21 protein-coding genes and 1 other RNA gene are annotated in these 20,467 nt (G+C 37.1%); 10 read left to right on the top strand and 12 right to left on the bottom strand.

Annotated elements, in window-relative coordinates:
- Positions 1–25: 25 nt before the first annotated feature.
- The gene (locus ACJJVM_RS01145; RefSeq protein WP_298350766.1) at positions 26–1,024 is read right to left on the bottom strand and encodes an SDR family oxidoreductase; all 999 of its coding nucleotides are present in this window, start codon (positions 1,022–1,024) and stop codon (positions 26–28) included.
- A 158-nt stretch (positions 1,025–1,182) separates the two neighbouring features.
- On the opposite strand from ACJJVM_RS01145, the gene ACJJVM_RS01140 reads away from it, so the two are divergent.
- Positions 1,183–1,674 carry a Dps family protein gene (locus tag ACJJVM_RS01140; protein ID WP_021779185.1) on the top strand — a complete coding sequence of 164 codons (492 nt, stop codon included), beginning with the start codon at positions 1,183–1,185 and terminating at the stop codon, positions 1,672–1,674.
- A gap of 82 nt (positions 1,675–1,756) precedes the next feature.
- Here ACJJVM_RS01140 and ACJJVM_RS01135 read toward each other — a convergent pair whose 3' ends face one another.
- From ACJJVM_RS01135 to ACJJVM_RS01120, 4 genes are all read right to left on the bottom strand, one after another.
- Positions 1,757–2,311, bottom strand: coding sequence for a 1-acyl-sn-glycerol-3-phosphate acyltransferase (locus ACJJVM_RS01135; RefSeq protein WP_405210490.1), 555 nt, complete (start codon positions 2,309–2,311; stop codon positions 1,757–1,759).
- 5 nt (positions 2,312–2,316) lie between these two features.
- Positions 2,317–3,036 (bottom strand): 3-deoxy-manno-octulosonate cytidylyltransferase, encoded by a 720-nt coding sequence (kdsB, locus tag ACJJVM_RS01130; protein WP_405212157.1) that lies wholly within the window; start codon positions 3,034–3,036, stop codon positions 2,317–2,319.
- A gap of 131 nt (positions 3,037–3,167) precedes the next feature.
- The gene (locus ACJJVM_RS01125) at positions 3,168–3,728 is read right to left on the bottom strand and encodes a DUF4126 domain-containing protein (protein ID WP_405210489.1); all 561 of its coding nucleotides are present in this window, start codon (positions 3,726–3,728) and stop codon (positions 3,168–3,170) included.
- A 179-nt stretch (positions 3,729–3,907) separates the two neighbouring features.
- Entirely contained in the window at positions 3,908–5,344 is a 1,437-nt protein-coding gene (locus ACJJVM_RS01120) for an ATP-dependent RecD-like DNA helicase (RefSeq protein ID WP_405210488.1), read from the bottom strand.
- A 114-nt stretch (positions 5,345–5,458) separates the two neighbouring features.
- Here ACJJVM_RS01120 and ACJJVM_RS01115 point away from each other — a divergent pair, with 114 nt between their 5' ends.
- The 3 genes from ACJJVM_RS01115 to ACJJVM_RS01105 are packed head-to-tail and all read left to right on the top strand — an operon-like array spanning position 5,459 to position 7,450.
- Entirely contained in the window at positions 5,459–6,109 is a 651-nt protein-coding gene (locus tag ACJJVM_RS01115; protein WP_298350777.1) for a hypothetical protein, read from the top strand.
- The gene (locus ACJJVM_RS01110; protein WP_405210487.1) at positions 6,072–6,893 is read left to right on the top strand and encodes a DUF3822 family protein; all 822 of its coding nucleotides are present in this window, start codon (positions 6,072–6,074) and stop codon (positions 6,891–6,893) included. The genes ACJJVM_RS01115 and ACJJVM_RS01110 overlap by 38 nt, the downstream gene beginning before the upstream one ends.
- Positions 6,890–7,450 (top strand): RsmD family RNA methyltransferase, encoded by a 561-nt coding sequence (locus ACJJVM_RS01105; RefSeq protein WP_405210486.1) that lies wholly within the window; start codon positions 6,890–6,892, stop codon positions 7,448–7,450. Before ACJJVM_RS01110 ends, ACJJVM_RS01105 begins: the two co-directional genes overlap by 4 nt.
- 93 nt (positions 7,451–7,543) lie before the next feature.
- On the opposite strand, the gene rnpB is transcribed toward ACJJVM_RS01105, so the two are convergent.
- The 4 genes from rnpB to ACJJVM_RS01085 all read right to left on the bottom strand — a co-directional run bounded on the left by rnpB (position 7,544) and on the right by ACJJVM_RS01085 (position 14,206).
- An RNA gene (gene rnpB, locus ACJJVM_RS01100) (RNase P RNA component class A) lies at positions 7,544–7,864 on the bottom strand.
- Between the two features lie 58 nt (positions 7,865–7,922).
- A complete protein-coding gene (locus tag ACJJVM_RS01095) occupies positions 7,923–10,502 on the bottom strand; it encodes a phosphoenolpyruvate carboxylase (RefSeq protein ID WP_405210485.1) in 2,580 nt (859 codons plus the stop codon).
- Between the two features lie 315 nt (positions 10,503–10,817).
- On the bottom strand, positions 10,818–12,887 hold the full coding sequence (locus ACJJVM_RS01090; RefSeq protein WP_405210484.1) for a M16 family metallopeptidase: 2,070 nt from the start codon (positions 12,885–12,887) through the stop codon (positions 10,818–10,820).
- A complete protein-coding gene (locus tag ACJJVM_RS01085; RefSeq protein WP_405210483.1) occupies positions 12,887–14,206 on the bottom strand; it encodes a M16 family metallopeptidase in 1,320 nt (439 codons plus the stop codon). Before ACJJVM_RS01085 ends, ACJJVM_RS01090 begins: the two co-directional genes overlap by 1 nt.
- Before the next feature lie 227 nt (positions 14,207–14,433).
- Here ACJJVM_RS01085 and ACJJVM_RS01080 point away from each other — a divergent pair, with 227 nt between their 5' ends.
- Genes ACJJVM_RS01080 through ACJJVM_RS01065 form a run of 4 tightly spaced genes read left to right on the top strand, consistent with a single transcriptional unit; the run spans position 14,434 to position 17,892 of the window.
- Positions 14,434–15,081 carry a DUF4159 domain-containing protein gene (locus ACJJVM_RS01080; protein WP_375252444.1) on the top strand — a complete coding sequence of 216 codons (648 nt, stop codon included), beginning with the start codon at positions 14,434–14,436 and terminating at the stop codon, positions 15,079–15,081.
- 12 nt (positions 15,082–15,093) lie between these two features.
- Positions 15,094–15,588 carry a TrmH family RNA methyltransferase gene (locus ACJJVM_RS01075; protein WP_405210482.1) on the top strand — a complete coding sequence of 165 codons (495 nt, stop codon included), beginning with the start codon at positions 15,094–15,096 and terminating at the stop codon, positions 15,586–15,588.
- 25 nt (positions 15,589–15,613) lie between these two features.
- Positions 15,614–16,711 (top strand): AI-2E family transporter, encoded by a 1,098-nt coding sequence (locus ACJJVM_RS01070; protein WP_298350802.1) that lies wholly within the window; start codon positions 15,614–15,616, stop codon positions 16,709–16,711.
- Positions 16,711–17,892: a THUMP-like domain-containing protein gene (locus tag ACJJVM_RS01065; protein ID WP_405210481.1), complete on the top strand. Its 1,182-nt coding sequence runs from the start codon at positions 16,711–16,713 to the stop codon at positions 17,890–17,892. The genes ACJJVM_RS01070 and ACJJVM_RS01065 overlap by 1 nt, the downstream gene beginning before the upstream one ends.
- A gap of 2 nt (positions 17,893–17,894) precedes the next feature.
- Here ACJJVM_RS01065 and ACJJVM_RS01060 read toward each other — a convergent pair whose 3' ends face one another.
- A complete protein-coding gene (locus ACJJVM_RS01060) occupies positions 17,895–18,134 on the bottom strand; it encodes a DUF1456 family protein (RefSeq protein WP_021779201.1) in 240 nt (79 codons plus the stop codon).
- Positions 18,135–18,383: 249 nt separating this feature from the next.
- Between ACJJVM_RS01060 and ACJJVM_RS01055 the strand changes: the two genes are divergently transcribed.
- A complete protein-coding gene (locus ACJJVM_RS01055) occupies positions 18,384–18,578 on the top strand; it encodes a cold-shock protein (RefSeq protein ID WP_021779202.1) in 195 nt (64 codons plus the stop codon).
- A 93-nt stretch (positions 18,579–18,671) separates the two neighbouring features.
- Positions 18,672–19,454, top strand: coding sequence for a 23S rRNA pseudouridine(2604) synthase RluF (gene rluF, locus ACJJVM_RS01050; protein WP_021779203.1), 783 nt, complete (start codon positions 18,672–18,674; stop codon positions 19,452–19,454).
- A 74-nt stretch (positions 19,455–19,528) separates the two neighbouring features.
- Here rluF and ACJJVM_RS01045 read toward each other — a convergent pair whose 3' ends face one another.
- Together ACJJVM_RS01045 and ACJJVM_RS01040 are read right to left on the bottom strand one after the other, a co-directional pair.
- Entirely contained in the window at positions 19,529–19,705 is a 177-nt protein-coding gene (locus ACJJVM_RS01045; RefSeq protein ID WP_405210479.1) for a hypothetical protein, read from the bottom strand.
- Positions 19,706–19,767: 62 nt separating this feature from the next.
- On the bottom strand, positions 19,768–20,454 hold the full coding sequence (locus ACJJVM_RS01040) for an SIMPL domain-containing protein (protein WP_298350816.1): 687 nt from the start codon (positions 20,452–20,454) through the stop codon (positions 19,768–19,770).
- Between the last annotated feature and the right edge of the window lie 13 nt (positions 20,455–20,467).

Here is a 20,467-nt window from a genome sequence, read left to right as displayed (position 1 = left end):
TACGCTTTCGCGAAAGCAAAAAAAATTATTTTAAATTCTTCCAGTACCAAGCCATTGCCTCTTTGAGACCATCTTTAATACTAAATTCTGGATTATAACCTACTCGTTCTCTAGCTCTATCGATACTTGCTAAACTGTGAGGCACATCACCGGCTCTTTTCGGTCCATACTTCACCTCTACTTGTGCAATTTTCTCATCAAATTGACTTAATTCCTCTTTTAAAATATTTACAAGTTCATTGAGGTCTGTGCGCTCTCCGAATGCAACATTATAAACAGTGTTAAGTGCGTCTTTGTTGTCAGTAAGCATTGCGCGTATATTCATTTCGATAACATTATCAATATACGTGAAATCTCTAGAATAGCTTCCATCTCCGTTCATAACAGGAGAATCGTGATCCATTAGTAGTTTTGTAAACTTAGGAATAACAGCCGCATAAGCGCCATTTGGGTCTTGTTTTCTACCGAAAACATTAAAATACCTAAGCCCTATACAATCTATCCCATATGTTTTATGAAACACATCTGCATACAACTCATTTACATATTTTGTTATCGCATAAGGAGACAATGGTTTCCCTATGATATCTTCTTGCTTTGGTAATCCTTGAGAGTCTCCGTAAGTCGAAGAACTTGCCGCATACACAAAACGTTTTACACCTTTATCTTTAGATGCGATGAGCATATTCAAAAATCCACCTACATTGACTTCATTACTCGTTGCAGGATCTTTTATTGATCTTGGTACAGATCCTAATGCAGCCTGATGCAATACATAGTCACTCTGAGATACTGCCTTTTTACAAGTTTCTATATCTCTTATATCACCTTCTATAAAAGTGAAATTTGAATGATCTCTAATAGCATCTAAATTATGTTTATGCCCTGTAGCAAGGTTATCTAAACAGGTTACAATTGCACCATTCTTTATAAGAACTTCACATATATTAGAACCTATAAAACCAGCACCTCCTGTTACTAAAATTTTCTTATCCTTTACTTGAGACTGTATACTCTCTAACATTCATCTAATTTTTGGCAAATATAAAGTATTTTCTATGCCGTCAGAACATTGTTTTTTATCACAATCTTAGCATATCGGGTTAAACTTATCCCAAACCAACTCTCAAATAACCCTCAGACCTCTAAGCCTTTGTAATTTTATATAAAAACCAAAGAACTATGAATTATTTAAACTTAGACACAAAAAAAACTAAAGAGACAGTTACAGAGCTCAACATACTTTTATCTGACTATCACGTATACTACCAAAAACTTCGCAATTTTCACTGGAATGTTTCTGGTGAGAACTTTTTTGACTTACACGAGCAGTTTGAACAACTTTATGATGATGCCAAAATTAAAATCGATGAGATTGCAGAGCGTATCCTAACATTGCGTTTTGCACCAGTAAGTAATCTCTCAGATTATCTTGAAGCATCTAGCATTAAAGAGTCAAAATCTGATCTGTCTGACAGAGATATGGTAGACACGATACTTGGAGATCACGGAAAAATTCTCAAACAACTAAGCGCTGTTGTGAAAAAAGCAGACGACGCTGGTGACGAAGGTACCATAGACCTTATAGGAGCTTACATACGTGAACTAGAAAAAACAAGCTGGATGCTAGACGCCTGGAGAAAGAAAACTGCAGGCACATACAAAGAAGCATAAATGCTAATCACTCTTACAAATTAAAAATGCCTCAATACTTTAAATAGTATTGAGGCATTTTATTTAAGTACTTATAAAATATCTACTCATCTGGAGTAAAACTATATTCTGGCACCTTACCTACAGTTCCCTTAAAAAACTCGTGTATAAGTGCAAGGTCTTCATCTATATTACCTGACGGATATAAAGGCTTAGATATACGTTGCTCCTTTTTACCAAAATCAAAAGCAACCATTATAATAGGCACCTCTGCTGCAAGAGCAATGTAATAAAACCCCGTTTTAAGCTTATCAACTTTTTTACGTGTTCCCTCCGGGGCTATTGTGAGTCTAAACTCCTCTTTATCCTTAAAAACATTTGCGATAGATTGTACTTTATCTTGACCTGGTGTACGGTCTATAGGCGCGCCTCCCATTGCTTTAAAAATAGGTCCCATAGGCCATTTAAAAAGCTCTTTCTTACCGATGAAGCCTATCTTAACATCGAGCATAGTACGAAGTAAAATACCCATATAAAAATCGTGCCAGCTGGTGTGGGGCACAGCGATTACTACAGCCTTCTTTACTGTGTCTTGAGAAAAGTCACCTTTTACCTTCCAGCCTAAAATATTTTTATATATAAACTTTGCAAGTCCCATATGCGCTACTTATTCGAATAAATTTTAATTGCTTTTTCTAGATCTTCTGGAGTATCAATACCTATTGCAAGCCTTGATGAACGTACCATTTTAATTTTCTTACCATACTCTAAGAAGCGTATGCACTCTATTTTTTCTGCCTTTTCAAGAGGTGTCATATGCATAGATGCAAAGTCAAGTATAGCCTGCTTTCTAAAGGCATAAATACCTTTATGCTTATAAGTAATTATACCAACTTCATTATCGCGCACATATGGAAGTGGTGACCTAGAGAAGTATAGTGCAAAGTCAAAATTATCCACAATAACTTTTACATTATTAGGATTTAAAATCTCTTGCTCCTCCTTCATAGGCATCATCACACTAGCAAGATCTATTTGTGCAGCATCATCTCCATAAAACACGTCTAGCACTGGTGCTAAGTCCTCCCTACTCGTAAAAGGTTCATCTCCTTGTACGTTTACAACCACATCTACATCTAGAGAAGCCACTGCCTCTGCAATTCTATCACTACCGCACTCGTGCTCTTTAACACTCATTATGGCTTTACCGCCCTCGGCTTCTATTGCCTTATAAATAACATCACTATCTGTAACTACATATACTTCGTCAAACAACTTTGTGGCTACAACACTGTCATAGGTGCGCACAATAACAGGCTTACCTGCAAGATCTTTCATCATCTTACCGGGGAACCTAGACGCAGCATAACGTGCGGGTATCATTGCTATAATCTTCAGATTTTCTTTCAATATATTGTCGTTTTGATGTCTTATTCTGGTTATAATTACGCTTTCGCGAAAGCATAAAACACCATAAAACAAGTTGCAAAGTTACTTAAAAAGAAATGTAAAACTTAGGCCCTTCTTAGCCTAGAAATAATCTTCCAGCCAAGACCTATAAGTAACAATACAATCACTAGTGCAAGTATAGGCGAAAAGATACTCGCTACTGAAACTGTAGTCGCTGCAATGGTTTCTGTACCCGCAACTAGTGGGTTTCCAATACCGCCTGTAGTTGCTGTACTCCCTAATCTGGTAGCGCTCGTAGTACCAGAAACAGCTGCTGCTGCTCCGCCACCAGCAATGATGGCCAGTGCCCAAGTAATAGTAGGATCCATATCTCCCATAGTAGCTACCATAAGTAATGTACCCGCGATTGCAGCTAGTGGTACAGATATCGTATCCAGCAGGTTATCAATCCAAGGAATAAAATAGGCTCCTACTTCAAATATTGTAGCAACACCAAGTAAAACTAGCGCCGGAACGCTACCTACCCACTGCCAAGTATCGTTTACAGGAAACCAACCAAAGTGGGCAGATAAACTTAAGACTAATAAAGGAACAAATACTCTAAAACCAGCGGCGGCGGCAAGTGAAAATCCTAATATGATACTTACTATTAATTCAAAACTCATAATTGTAAACTTACTTATTTATATACAGACGTTATAATCAAAAAACTAGCCATAAATATATAACTATCTAGTCCCTAGCCCCGATTGTAGTGAAAATCCCGCAAGAGCTGGCGTAGCCGCGATGAGGAATTGTAGCGTAAAGCGGGAAATAGCTCCTAAAGCAATTTTATATAACAACGCTACTCTGCTTCTACAAACATTTCGTCTTTAAAACCTATTAAGTACAACTTACTTTTTGCTCTGGTAATAGCAGTATACAGCCAGCGTAGGTAATCTTTACTCATCCCGTCTGGAAGGTAGGGTTGCTCTATAAAGACATTTTCCCACTGCCCACCTTGTGATTTGTGACAAGTAATAGCATAAGAGAATTTAACTTGTAAGGCATTAAAGTATTTGTTGTTTTTTATTTTTTGGAAGCGTTTGTAATTCGAAGTTTCGTCTACATAGTCTTTTTGGACTTCTTTATAGAGCCGATCTCCATCTTCATAAGGTAGTGCTGGTGTCTCAAGTGTGAGCACATCTAGCATTACTACAGTCTCAAATGGTTGCATTTGTGGGTAATCTACCATTTGCACTTTTACCTCTGCAAAGCGAAAGCCGTAGAGTTCCTTAATAGCTAGTATTTCTAATACTTTTACAATATCACCGTTTGCAATAAATCCAGCATCACTTTTTGCATCTAGCCAGAAGTAATTATTTTTTACCACCATTAAGTGATCTCCTGCAGATATTTCTTCTTCTTGAAAGAGAATACGATTTCTTATTTGCTGGTTATATAGGTTTGCTCTTTTGTTTGATCTTACAATAATTGCAGTTTCTTCTGTACCTACAGAGCTGTAACAATCATTAATGGCATCCATAATCTCGTGTCCATCTATGAGCCTAACAATATCGTTATACCCTTCTAATTCAAATTTAAAATCTTCATAAAACCCTTCTGATAGCTGTTCTCTCAGAAAAGTGGCATTCATAAGTATACCACTATCTTCTCCTTGACGCATTACCTCGTCCAGCTGTATAGTCTCTACGGTTTTATTAAACTGCAATGATAAAACATCAATATCTAGAGCTGGTGACATCTCAAGTTTTACAGGCGGTAACTGTGCCTCGTCACCTACTAAGATAAGTTTGCATTTATAACCACTATAGACATATTGCATCATATCATCCAGCAAAGATCCATTATCAAAAAATTTTGAACTTGTAGCTTTATCTGATATCATTGAAGCCTCATCTACTATAAAGAGACAGTTTCTATGTTTATTGGGTTGAAGCGTAAATGAGACGCCTCCTCCACGTTCTTTTTTTGGAAAATAAATTTTGCGATGTATTGTGTAGGCCTGTTTTTTACTATAATTACTAGCAACCTTTGCAGCTCGACCCGTAGGAGCCATAAGCACTGATGACATTTTTGCGTGCCATAGATTCTTTACTACCGTCCCTATAACGGTAGTCTTACCAGTACCGGCAAACCCTTTAAGAACGAATACTTTATCTTTAGAATCATCAAATAAAAAAGTAGATAACTGCTCTAACAACCTATCTTGTTTTAAAGTAGGTGTATGTGCAAAATCTTTAATTAACAGCTTATAGAATGCTCGTGAATCTTTTATCATAGAAGGCTTAGAATGCAACGAAATTACGCAAAGGAAAAATGAGATAATAAATTTTTGTAAGTAAAAAAAAATTGTAGATTTGTTGTTCACCATAACTAATTTAAACAACATTACATGAAACTAGTATTACAGCTTGTACTTTGGGTAGTAATTGCCGCATTAGGTTACCTTCTTTTTAACGCAATTTGGGGAGAAGTAAAATTTAATGAAGTTAAGGAAGCGCGTTATAGTGCTGCCATAAAAAATATGCGTGATCTCAGACAGGCGCAACTAGCTCATAAAACCGTTACAGGAACTTACGAGAAAGACTTTGATAAATTAGTACGTTTTATAGATACTGCAGAATTTACAATTACTCAGCGTAGAGATACAACAGTACTTGATGAAGAAAAGACAAAGCGTTTCCGTGTTGATACCTTTAAAGAAATAGTTGTAATTGATACACTAGGTACTCGCCCAGTAAAAGATTCTCTATTTAAAGGATCTGATCGTTACAAAACAATGATTAACGTACCTGTAGAAGGTGTGAATGCAAAATATACTATGGACGCTGGTCAGATAGAAAAGAGTAACACGATGTATCCTGTGTTTCTTATCTCTGTAAAGAAAGATGTATTACTTGCAGACCAACCTAAAGATTATGTTGCCAAAGAAAAGCAAATCGTATCTGTAGATGGTGTTAATGGAGATGCACTTACAGTAGGATCTATGGAAACTATTAATACAAATGGTAACTGGCCTAAGAGTTATGGGGCTAATGACTAGTCAAGACAATACAAACTCATTATATAGTCTGTCCATCCAAATACATTTGGATGGACTTTCTTTTTTTACTCAAAACATCCATAGTAAAGAAGTTGTTGATGCACAGATTATTGCATTTAGCACGCAAGTAAATCCTGCTACACTACTTACTGAAGTTCAAAATGCATTTAAAGATAGTCCCGTGCTATCTCAAAATTTTGATAAAGTAACTGTGGTATATTCAAATGAGTTATTCACAGTAGTGCCTAACGCATTATTTGACCCTACAAAGGCAGCAGATTATTTAAAGTTCAATACAAAGATTCTTAGTACAGACCATATTGCACACGATAGTATAGACTTTTATGACATCGTTACCGTGTATGTGCCCTATACTAACGTAAATAATTTTTTCTTTGACACGTTTGGATCATTTGATTATTATCATAGCACGACTATTTTTACAAAATACCTTTTAGGTAAATTTACAAGTGGCGAAGATCCTCAAGTACTTATCAACCTACAAGGCTCTTATTTTGAAATGGGAGTTGTGCAACATAAAAAACTCTTATTTGTAAACCGCTTTGAAATACGAAGTAAAGAAGACTTCATATACTACGTACTTTTTACAATGGAGCAGCTAGAACTAAGCTCAGAAACCACTGCTGTAGTTCTTACAGGAAGTATTACAAAGGAAGATGCATATTATAAAATCGCACACACCTATATAAGACATCTCACTATTGCAGATGCCGAACATTCCCAAATACAACAAGCCCAAGCAATACTTGGCAGTTTATTATGACACGTATCATATCTGGAAAATATAAAGGCCGAAGAATCGCGGCACCAAAAAAGCTACCCGTACGCCCTACTACAGATATGGCTAAGGAGGCCCTTTTTAATATTATAAGAAGTAACTATCACATAAGCCAGCTTAGGGTGTTAGACCTCTTTGCAGGCACTGGCAACATAAGCTATGAGTTTGCCTCTCGTGGTACAGATCAAATTACTGCGGTAGATGGTCATTATGGTTGTGTGCAGTTTATAAATAAAACGTCACAAGAGTTTGATTTTTCTATACACGCCATAAAAAGTGATGTCTTTAAATACTTGGAACGTGCAACAGGCAGTTACGACATCATATTTGCAGACCCTCCGTACGACATTGATATTAAAGAATTTGAAAAAATTGCAACACTGGTATTTAAGAATAATCTTTTAGAACAAGATGGTGTTCTCATCATCGAGCACGGTAAGTATTCTAAACTTGATAGTTTTATAAACTACGTACAAACCCGTCATTATGGTGGTAATGCCTTTAGCTTTTTTGAACTACCAGAAAGTGATGAAGAAGAATAAGAACGCTTTCGCGAAAGCGTAACAACATACAGTAAAATTAATAAATCCCGCTATTTGCGGGATTTATTGTTATTTAGATTAATTTGTATTCATAAAATAAGCAGGCCTATAAGCCGGATTCTGTTCAATCTAGATGCTTCTAGAAATTCCTTATTATTTATCTGGGATTATCATTACTAATAATCTCTATCTGTCTACCCTCCCACAACGCGCGGATCGCACTTAACTGTGAGTATACTTGACATTGCACCGCATAGAGTTTACCTGGGTTCGCTACAGCATTACCTGTACATTCTTTCTGTTGCACTTGTCCTCTCCCAAAACGAGTTTGGGATGACGGCCGTTAGCCGCTATGCTATCCTGTGGTGTCCGGACTTTCCTATCCATTACTGGATCAATAAGGCGGCCTGCTAGCGCAAAGGTAGTCTAAGTATGACAAGGGAGCAATAGATACTCCCTTATCATTACTAGTTTATGCAGAATTTCTACTCGCGTTTATGTTTCCAAAGAGTGATCTCGTTACCATACGCTCATATACTTTTGCCTTATCTGTTTGCTCACCAGAGCGTTGCATATCTTGTATAGCCCTAAGCGCATATTGCTGTATGGTAAGTAATGGCAATACAATGCGTTCTCTTTCTTGTATAGACGCTTTACCTGCCTTCTCATTTTCCATAAGTTCTGTGAGACCAGCTACTTCTAGCATAAGACGCTTGCTACGTTTGTACTCTTCAAAAAGTAACTTCCAGAACTCACCAAACTCTTGATCTTCTTGCATATATGCTGTAAGACCAAAGAATGACTTTGTAAGACTCATCATACTATTCTCAAGTAACGTTCTAAAGAATGAACTATTTTTATATAGCTGCTTGACATCCTCTAGTTTACCAGCATCTTCAAAAGAGGCAAGTGCTGTTCCTACTCCATAAAAACCTGGCACGTTTTGCTTGAGTTGACTCCAACTACCTACAAATGGAATCGCTCTAAGATCCCCAAAGTCTAAGGTACTTTTTTGAGATCGCTTGCTAGGGCGGCTACCTATATTAGTCTTTGCATAATACTTAAGTGTAGACATACGTTCTAGGTACGGCAAGAACTTATAGTGCCCCTTAAATGCCGTATAAGCCTCATAACTCTTTTGTGCGAGTGCTTCTAGCGTTTCTCTATCTGATGGTGAGATATCATTATGTGCTCCCTTAAAGACCTCGTTATTAACACCACTACTAAGTAGTTGCTCTAGATTGTACTGGCAAGAATCTACCGTTCCAAAATTAGAACTTATAGTTTGTCCTTGTACTGTAATCTGAATTTCTTGTGCTTCTATATTAGGTCCTAATGATGCATAAAACTGGTGTGTTTTACCACCTCCACGTGCTGGTGGTCCTCCTCTACCGTCAAAGAAAATTACGGTTACCCCATACTTTCTAGACATAGCGGTCATTGCCTCCTTAGCCTTAAAGATACTCCAGTTTGCCATTAAATAACCACCATCTTTTGTTCCGTCAGAAAAGCCTAGCATTATAGTCTGTCGCATACCGCGACTCTTTAAGTGTTTACTATATGTAGGATTTGTATACAGTGCTTCCATCACAGCGGGTGCAGCGATAAGATCTGGTACGGTCTCAAATAGTGGTGCCACATCTGCCGTAGGAGATTCCCAGTCACAGAGTCTTAAAAATGTAAAAGCTTGCATCACGTGCAGTGCGCTTTGTGAGTTACTTATGATATATCTGTTTGAGCCACGCTCACCATTTTCGTCTTGAATGGTTTTCATCGCATAGATAGAGCCAAGGGTTTTAGTCACAACTTCCTCTTCAAAACTTTCTGGATCTAGCGCTCCGTGCACGTTATTTAAGAAGTCTATTTGCTCGTTTTCGCTTAAAGCGAGATAACCCTCCGGAAAAATATTTGTCCCATCTATAGTTGCATTTTCAACAATTTGCTCAAAAACTATTTTATGAATACTACTATCCTGACGTATATCTAACGATGCAAAGTGAAGTCCAAAAAGCTCCACTTTATGTATGAGGCTATCTATTTTATCAAGATATAGGCTCTGGTGCTTTTCTCTTACTACATCACGTATATCTTTAAGTGTTTTGAGAATAGACGCTTGTGAGATAGCTGGTTTCTCTTCAGAAAAAATGGCTGTATACAGTTGATCTTCTAGTTCTGAAAGTGGTGCCTCCGTTCCTCTAAAGGTGATTCTTCTCCTTAGTTGCTTCACCTCTCTATAGTAATTTCTCAATACAGAGCTGCGCAACTTTCTAGCAACCTTAAGTGTAATGGCTGTGGTAACAAATGGATTACCATCACGATCCCCTCCTGGCCAAAAACCAAGATCTACCAGCGTATTACTAAAGCTTTCATCTTGTATTAAATGCTTGTGCAGGTAGTCATATATAGCTCCCGCACTGTGATAAAATACATTCTCAAGATACCAAATAAGACTCACAGCCTCATCATATGGTGTAGGTTTTTCCTTTTTAAAGAATGGCGTTTTACCTAGCTGTGCTAGTAGCGTTTTTATATCTTCAAGACGATCTTCTCTTATTGCTGCACTTAGGTCATTTATAATACCAAGCACTACCCCTGGGTAAAATTGTGTAGGGTGTGCAGTAAGTACAGGGCGTATGGTAAACCTGTTTAAGTAAGAGATGAGCTCTTCCTTTTTACCCGTTGCCTCTGCCTCTTCTTTAATATTACGCAGGGTACCGCGACCATCCATATTATTTACGATACGATATGAGGCATCCTCTATTGCATCAAAGAGTACTACTTGACGCTCTATATATTGTATAAACTTAAAGAGTAAATCTTCTCGCTCCTTTTCGGTTGCATCCCGCATATAGCGTTCAAAGAAGTACTCAATAATCTCTGTTGGGTTTTTATTATCTCTATATCCTTCTGTACAAATAGAATGAAACAAAGGCAAAAGTACTCCCGTATTTGAAATACCATCAAAGGGAAGCGTCATAAATATTCCATTATAGACTTCGTATTTTGACTTTACATTTGCATTAAATCGCTCTATTTTCGGCTCTCTTGACATCTGTTAATATTTTTATTAAAAATACGTAAACCACAAGTATCGCACGCTTAGCAAAGTCAGTTTTGGCAATCTCACAATAAAAGACCGCCTTTGTTTTAATATGTATTATTTGCAATCGATTTCGAGCATTTTTATTTCATTATATCTAACTATAACTTTTACTAGTTATGAGTACGCTTTCGCGAAAGCGTAATACTACCTATTATAGCAGCTTGTTTTTATAACCTTATAGTACTCTCTATTACAAACTGTTAACTCTATAACATAAAAAAGGCCAGCAAAAGCTGACCTTTAATAGTAGTTTATAGAATGAAATTACTCAAAATCTGCATTTGTGATTCCTTCGTTAACTTTAATTTCTGTCACATTAAAATCTATAGATTGTGGGCCAAATGACTGACTTAATACAAAAGGAAATTTGATTCCTCCCACATCTTGATATTTACTAAAGGTGATAGACGTTTTTATGGTCTGACCTTGCATTTCTTGTATAGTTACCTCCTGAAGTTTAAGCCCCGTTTTTGTACTGTAGTAGTTCATTTTACCGTCTGCTACTTTAACGACATAAGCATCTTCTCCATTTACTTTTTCTATACCTTCTAGGCTCGCTCCACCGTTTAACCAGTTTACTTCTGGAAACGGAGATGACTCAGATTTTACCTTCTCTACATCTTCTCCTTCTAGATCTTTGCGTTGCCCTTGTACTACCACATATCCTTTATCTCCATCGAGTACTTGTTTTGAAACTGAGTTTCCTCCCATCATAATGTTTTGTACAAACTGCTCTTTTGTAGTTTTCTTAAGTTCTAAATCAAGCGTCATACCTTGCATAGCTCCTTGTGCTTTGATATAAACCGAGTTTACCGCAGCAAGCTTATCTTTACCACCTATAGCAACAATGTAAGATTCTAGGACCTTATTTACCGTAAGATCTGCAGGAAGTTCCTTTTTGAATTCTGGTTTTTCTATTCCTTCACCGTATACGTCAAAGTACTTTACAGGTATAGTCTTACCGTCTATAACCACCTTATTTAGATTATCTATTACCTCACTACCCTTACCAGTCACAACGATTCTTGCGTTATCACCTTTAAATAGTTTACTAGCTGCATTTTGTACATCTTTTTGAGATACCTTATCTATATTAGAAAGGTAGTTTTTGTAAAAATCTTTAGGGAGCCCTTTACTCTCAATATTATATGCATAGTTTGCAATAGTTTGTGGTCGCTCTAAAGCGAGTACAAAACTTCCAGTGTACTTTGCTTTTGCATTTGCTAGCTCTTCTGGCGATACAGGCTCAGACCCTATACGGTTAATCTCTTTCACAATCTCTACCACAGAGCTATCTGTAACTGTATTACGCACACTTGCTGTAGCGCTAAAACGAGTTACTGTCTTTTCATTAGAACCTATTCTAGAATAAGAACCATAAGTATATCCTTTATCTTCACGTAGGTTATTAAAAAGACGGGCTTCTCCTCCACCTCCTAAGATGTTATTTGCAATAAGAGCTGGAAAATAATCTTGGTCTGTCATTTTCAGCTCAACAGTATTTTGAACTGCAATTTCTGACTGAACGGCATTGTCCATATTAACAAAGTTGATTTCTGTAGTAGGGACATTTTGCTTTTCAGAAAATGGTGTTTCTGGTATAGTTCCTTTTTTCCACTTCTTGAAGTTGTCTTTTACTACCTTCTTTACAGTCTCAAAATTTACATCACCTATAATGATTAAGTAACCATTATTAGGTCTAAAGTAATCTGAATGAAACTTCTCAACATCTGCAAGTGTTACATTATTTACAGTCTCCTCTGTAGTAAACTCTCCATAAGGGTGGTCTGCACCATAAGCTAGTACACTTTGTACTCGACCAGCGATAGCTGTCACACTCTTCTCATTAGATTTTAATCCTTCTATGAGACGTTCCTTTTCTTTATCAAACTCTACTTGTGTAAAATTTGGATTTATACCAGCATCTGCAGTAAGTTCAACTAGACGTTCAAAATACTTAGATAGACCGCTTGCAAATGCGCTCTGAGACCCAAAGCTAATGTTTGCTCCAAGGTAATCTACCTCTTCTTCAAACACATCTTTTGCAATACTCTTTGACCCTTTACCTAACATAGATGAAGTAAGGGCAGCTACTCCAGCCTTTTCTCCCTCTACAATAAGAGGGTTATCTATAGTAAGTTGTATAGATACTCTAGGTAGCTTTTTATTTTCTACAACTAGTACTTTAAGACCATTTTTAAGCTCAAAAGAGGCTGGGTCTTTAAGATTAATCTCAGGAGCTGGACCCGGCTCAGGTTGTTTACTTCTGTCCACTTGTGCATAACTAGCTGTTGCTAGCAATAACATTGCACCTATTATAATATTCTTCTTCATTATTTTTCTTTTTGAGATTCTGGTAAGTACTCTAATATTACACGCTCATTTTCTTTAAGATATTTGATAGCTGCTGCCTTAATATCTTCTCTAGTTATTGATCTATAAATATCAATCTCAGTATTAATAAGATTAGTATCATCATATAACATATAGTTGCGCGCTAGTGAGTTTGCAATACCTTCTACACTACTGTTAGAGTTTACAAAACGGTTTTCAAATTTGTTCTGAAGCTTCTGGTAGTCTCTTTCTGAAATTAAAGTTGTTTGAAGCTTTACAATTTCCTCATCCATCTCTGTAATTAAATCATCTAGAGAGTTATCACCTAGTGGTAAAGCACCTATTAAATATGATCCATAATCTTCTTGTGCACCACTAAAAGCAAATACTTGTAGCGCCTTTTTCTTAGTGTCTACTAATTTTTTATAAAGTCTAGAACTCTTACCATCACTTAATACTGATGATACCATATCGAGCACATAAGCATCCTTCTCTGTTTGAGCAGGTGTTCTATAAGCTAGAAAAATAGCAGGTATCTGTATATTAGAATCATAAAACGTCTCTCTTACTGGTACTACAGGATCTTCCTTAAAAGTATTACGTACAATATCCTTTCCTCTAGGTATTGGTGCAAAATACGTATCAATCATCTTTTTTGTCTCTGCAACATCAATATCTCCAGCCACAACGAGCACGGCATTATTAGGCACATAATATGTATCACTAAATTTTTGAAAATCTTCTAGTGTTGCACTAGCGAGATGATCAAGAGACCCTATGGTAGTCCAACGGTATGGGTGCTTCTTAAAAAGCATCTTACCTATTACTTCTTGAAAACGGCCGTAAGGTTGATTGTCCACTCGTAAGCGCTTTTCTTCTTGAACTACTTCTTTTTGAGTATCAACACCTATTTGATTAATAATAGGGTGAAGTAAACGCTCAGACTCCATCCACAGACCAAGCTCTAAGTTATTAGAAGGAAAGACTTCATAATAATAAGTACGGTCTTGTGTTGTATTTGCATTGTTTTTACCTCCGTTAGAAGTAACTATTTTAAACCACTCACCACGCTCAATATTTTCTGTCCCTTCAAAAAGAAGGTGTTCAAAAAAGTGAGCAAATCCTGTTTTACTTGGATCTTCATCTTTTGCTCCTACGTGATACATAACAGATGTTGTTACTACAGGTGCGCTGTTATCTTGGTGTAAAATAACGTGCATACCGTTATCAAGATCATACTCTTCAAAGCTAACTTCTTGTGCTGTAAGGACTACGCCACTCAACATAAAAGCTGCCAAAGCATACATTTTCTTTTTCATATTAAAAATTAAAATTAGTGTTAGTACGTAAGTCGCAATCGTTGTAAATTGTTACAACTTACTAGAGTAAATTTAAGAACTCATTATACTAACAGCAAGCCTAGGCAGTAGTTATCATCTCACTGGGAACTGGTTTTTAGAACTTTATGATTTCTGTTTAACTTTAATATAATTTAGTACACTCATAATTTAAGTTATCAGTATTTTTAATTTTTATAAATTCATTTATGCATCGCACCTTACTAGCAGTCATTATACTATTGTTAACCAGCGGGTTTATAACTGCCCAAGATCTTGCAGTACTAAAATATAAAGGAGGTGGAGACTGGTACAGTAATCCCACTGCCCTGCCTAATCTCATACGTTTTTGTAATAAGAACATAAACACAAAGATGAATGATAAACCAGAATCTGTAGATGCTGGTAGTATCGACGTGTTTCAATACCCACTGCTGCATATGACGGGTCACGGTAATGTACTTTTTACAGACGACGATGTAGAGAACCTTAGGGATTACCTAACTAGTGGCGGTTTCTTACACATAGATGATAATTATGGAATGGCTGAGTATTTACCTAAGGAACTCAAAAAGATTTTTCCAGACCAAGAGCTTACAGAGCTTGCCGCTAGCCACCCCATTTTTTCTAGTGCTTATAAATTTCCGCAGGGACTACCTAAAATACACGAACACGATGGAAAGAGACCACAAGCACTAGGGCTCTTTTATGAAGACAGACTCGTCGTATTATTTACAACAGAGTCAGACATAGGAGATGGCTGGGAAGATCCAGAAGTACACGGCGACCCAGAGAGTGTGAGACAAAAAGCGCTCCAAATGGGTGCAAACATTGTTAAGTATGCTTTTGAAAATTAAAACACTCACCCCTTGCAATTAACTCATACACATCACACCCCAGCTTCTCATAACAAAGAGATTATCATTGTATGTGATCACGTTTCTGGTCCGGCAAATGTGGGTAGCATTTTTAGGCTGGCAGATGCTTTTGGTGTACAAGAGATCATTTTTTGCGGCAACGCTCCAGATGTTACTAGTAGTAGACTACGTAAGACGGCTCGCAATACAGAACGTACAGTCCGCTTTCGCGAAAGCGAGAATATAGCGAATACACTTATTAATCTTAGAGAGCAAGGGTTTAACTCTATCGCACTAGAGATAGATTCTACAAGTATTCCCATTGCCGAAGTTCATATTGCTAATATGTCAAAAATTTCGCTTGTCATAGGAGCCGAAAGTACTGGTGTCACTCCAGAAGTATTAGAACAATGTGCTGTGATTGCACATATACCTATGCACGGCATTAATAGTAGTATGAATGTAGCACAAGCCGCAGGCATCGCACTTTACGAGCTCACACGATAATAAAACCAGTATCTTTGACCTTTATATGAAGCCACTAAAAGCAAAAGAAATAAGTTATGGAATCTTACGCGCCGTAGGTGTCGTTGTGGGTATCTTAATCTTACTCTGGCTTCTTTATACCATACAAAGCGTGCTTGTTTATCTTGCCGTTGCAGCTGTACTATCACTAGTGGGTAGACCGGTTGTAAAGTTTTTAAGGTACACACTTAAGTTTAGCCCTACCTGGGCAGCGATAGTCACAATATTTATATTACTACTGGTAATACTAGGGGTATTTATGCTTTTTATACCGGTGGTTATAGACCAAAGCCAGCATCTGGGTCAGATAGATTTTGAAGAGGTAAAAGTTAATATTAATAGGCTCTTTGGCGAGATTGCAACTTATTTTGGCCTAGATAAGATGACTATAATACAAGGAGTTCAAGAGGCAGAGCTCGTAAAGAATTTTGATTTTAGTATCATCCCTGCATTTTTGAACGGAATTATAGGCAATCTAGGTGCCGCGGGCATTGGTACATTTGCTATTATATTTATTACTTTCTTCTTTTTAAAGGATAATAGATTGCTTGTAAATAGTTTACTCGCTTTCGCGAAAAAAGGCAACGAGGGCAAATTCTTACGCGTGTTTGAAAAGATAAAATACCTTCTATCTCGCTACTTTATAGGGCTCATAATACAAGTATTTACGATGTTTGTCTTATACGCTATAATTCTCTTATCATTTGGTATAGAAAACGCGCTTGCCATAGCGCTCTTTTGTGCTGTACTTAACCTGGTTCCCTATTTAGGCCCTCTTGTAGGTGGTGCTGTTATGCTATTACTGGTTACCTCGAGTAATATTGAGATGGATTTTAGAACCATTATTTTACCTAAATTACTCTGGATCTCCTTATGCTATGGCGCAGCACAAATGGTTGATAATTTTGTGATACAACCTTTTGTTTTTGGAAACAGTGTGAAGTCACATCCGCTAGAGATATTCTTAGCTATTATTATTGCTGGATTGTTATTTGGAGTATTTGGGATGATACTTGCCGTTCCTGTTTATACCGCACTTAAAGTGATCTCAAAAGAATTTTTGAGCGAGTATAAGATTGTACAAAAACTTACACAAGACTTATAATGAATACCGCGCTTTTACAGCCCGAAGTGCGTGCTTATTTACAAGAACACGAGCATACACCACTCCACGCTTTTATTTTAAAAGGAAGCCCTTTTAAAGATATTACCGTACAGGAGCTTGCACAACAACTTGAAGGTAAACGTAAAGCCAAAGGAAAATTACCGCGCTGGCATAACACCGCTGGTATCTTATTCCCGCCTAAACTCAATATGGAGCAAACCTCTTCTGAGGCAACGGCAAGTTACAAAGCCAGTATTATGCAAGGTACTACCCTAGCAGATGGTACAGGTGGCTTTGGTATAGATGCTTATCACTTTGCACAGACTAACAAGCAGGTAATCCACATAGAGATGGACGCCAGTTTATCAAGACTTGCACAGTCTAATGCAGAAGTTCTCAAGCAAGAAAACATAGAGTTTATAGTAGATAATTCAATGCATTATTTTGAAACCTGCGATACTCGTTTTGACACCATTTTTTTAGACCCAGGGAGACGTACAGATAGTAAGGGAAAAGTTTTTATGCTTAAAGATTGTCTACCTAATGTACCGCTTTACAAAAACCTGTTATTGTCAAAGTGTAAGACCCTCTGGATAAAAACATCTCCCATACTAGACATTGCAGCAGGTATAGAAGAACTGCGCAGCGTGACCGAAATACACATTGTAGCTGTAAAAAATGAGGTGAAAGAGTTGTTATGGAAACTTACTTCACAGCACAGTAAAGACATAAAGTTTACTGTTGTAAACTTACAATCATCAGATCCTGTAGTGAGTTTCTCTCATAGTGATGCTCTTAATGCGCAAACCGTTATAGACACCCCTCAAAAGTATCTTTATGAGCCTAACAGTGCGCTTATGAAGAGTGGCGCTTTTAACTGGGTGAGTACGTATTTTAATGTTTCAAAACTGCACGAGCACTCACACTTATATACCTCAGAAGAGCTCATCTCATTTGCAGGCCGTCGTTTTGTGATAGAGCAGATTGTTCCTTACTCAAAAAGAATTGCAAAGGAATTAGGGATCACAAAGGCAAATATCACTACTCGCAACTTCCCTATGCAAGTAGATGTGATACGTAAAAAGTTAAAGATAAAAGATGGTGGAGATGTATACCTATTTTTTACCACGCTAGATGATGGTAAGAAAGTAGTTATCTCGACTAAAAAAGTGGTACAATAGCACTACTTCTTTTTAGGAGGCATAGGTCCTCGCTTGTGTATTACTAGACCATTTAAAAAATTACGTAAAAACTGGTCACCACACTCCATAAATTTAGGATGATCTGGCTTACGAAAAATAGCTCCTAGCTCACTTTTAGAAACTTGAAAATCGACAAGCTTACATATCTCTATGATTTCATCATCTCGCAACTGCAGCGCAACTCGTAATTTTTTAAAGATATCGTTGTTTGTAAGTGCCATTTGTATCGGTTTTGAGCGCAAGTTACGGGTTAACAAACAAAATATCCCTACTTATTATTTGCAAAAACATCACAACACATCCTCATAAGACTATGTCATAAAATTGTCACACACTATAAACAATGGGATGAGAGGTGATTACGCTTTCGCGAAAGCGTAAAAAAAGTATTTTAAAACAATAACACACAATTGTGAGTTTCTGGATTAAATAGCAGTAAGTTTGCAACTTAACATATTTAAATTATTATAATGCACAAAGGAACAGTAAAATTCTTCAATGAAACTAAAGGTTTTGGATTTATCAATGAAGAAGAAGCAAACCAAGAGCACTTCGTACACGTAACAGGACTTATCGATGAGGTAAGAGAAGGTGATGCTGTTGAGTTTGAATTAAAAGAAGGTAAGAAAGGATTAAATGCAGTAAACGTCAAAGTAATTGACTAAGCACATATAACTTTTTAGTTCACTTTTTTGAACTTGTAATGCCAGTCTCACGACTGGCATTTTTTTATTCTATAAATAGTACTTTTGCTCCTAATGGAAGAGAAAAAACAAACCCGTATCAATAAATACCTCAGCGAGGCTGGCTATTGCTCACGTCGCGCTGCAGATAAACTTATAGACCAAGGTCGCGTTACCATAAACGGTAAGGTGCCAGAAATGGGTACAAAAATTACAGAAGGTGATGAAGTGCGCGTAAATGGTGAACTTATAACAAGCTCTACAGAAAAGCCTGTGTATATCGCTCTTAACAAGCCTGTAGGTATCGTTTGTACGACAGACACGCGGGTTGAAAAGGATAATATCATAGATTTTATAAACTACCCTTCTCGTATCTTCCCGATAGGTAGACTTGATAAACCTTCTGAAGGTCTAATCTTCCTTACTAATGATGGTGATATTGTAAACAAGATATTACGAGCTCGTAATAACCACGAGAAGGAATATGAAGTGTGGGTAGATAAGCCTATCACACCCTCGTTTATACAACAAATGAGTAATGGTGTACCTATACTAGATACCGTGACACGTAAATGCCACGTAGAGCAACTGAGTAGGTTTTCTTTTAAAATCATACTCACTCAAGGCCTCAACAGGCAAATACGTAGAATGTGTGAAGCGCTAGATTATGAGGTTACTCGCTTAAAGCGAAATAGGATTATGAATATTGAACTCGATGTACCAGTGGGTAAATGGCGTTACATTAGCGATACAGAGATGGAGGAGATTAATAGACTTGTAGAAGACTCTGCAAAGACGCATACAGATGCTCCTAAAGAACCTAGACATCCTAACCTACGCAGAAACAGGAATAGATAGTAAGGCGACATCATAAAATTAAAAAAGGTCAAGGAGAAATCTCCTTGACCTTTTTATTTACACACAAAATAAAATTACTTTTTCTTTGCTCTCTGAAGGGCTTCATCTTTTGCTTCTTTTATCGCAAGTTTAGACGGATCTCTATGCACTCCGTTACCTATAGATATGGGTTGCGGGTCATCTCTCACGATGCGTGCATCTATCTCTTTTTCGCGCTCAGATTTGTTGGTTTCCTTTTCTTTCCTTTTCATATCTTAAAGATACTTTGAGAAAGCTATAAGGATGGTTAACAAGTCGTTAATCTTAGTTAAGCTTATTTTAATTCAAAACTTACAGAGATTTTTGTAGTGATTGTAAGCTCTCCTGGAGCGATGGTCTCCCCTCCTGCAGAGTTATCCATCTCCATAGACATCATTCTGGCCTTGTACATAGGTGGTTGTGGTGAAGCACTACCCTGCTCACTTATTTGTACTGCTTTACCTATAGTTTGACCTAAAGCACCGGCATATGCTGTGGCCTTGTCTTTGGCATCTTTGATTGCTTTCACACGCGCGTCTGCCTTAAGAGCATCCATCTGTGAAGAGGTAAACTGTACGTTATCAATACGATTAATGCCAGAATTAAGAAGTCCTGCCATTACACCTTCATACATCTTTAAATCCTTGAGTTTTATGGTAAGTGTTTGATTTGCATTATAGTTGTAGGTCTTACTGTTATAATCATAGTTTTTATTAAGATTTATGTATTCTGTCTGCACATACTTACTATCGATACCTTGACTACGTAAGAACTTTATAACATTATCTATAGCTTGATCGTTTTCTGCTTTTACTTGTTTTGCTTCCTTGCCTTGATTTTCTACGCGCACGCGTATGTTTACACCGTCTGGCACTACCTTAACAATACCTTCACCGGTAACATTTACTAGGGGTTGCATTGTGTTGTTTTGAGCAGATATAGACATTGTGATTAATAGAATTAATGCGGTTATATATTTCATAATTATTGGTTTT

This window comes from Dokdonia sp. Asnod2-E02 (genome assembly GCF_045063915.1).
Taxonomy (GTDB): Bacteria; Bacteroidota; Bacteroidia; order Flavobacteriales; family Flavobacteriaceae; genus Dokdonia.
Note: the sequence above shows the minus strand (reverse complement) of the source record. Positions and strands in the feature narration are given on the sequence as shown.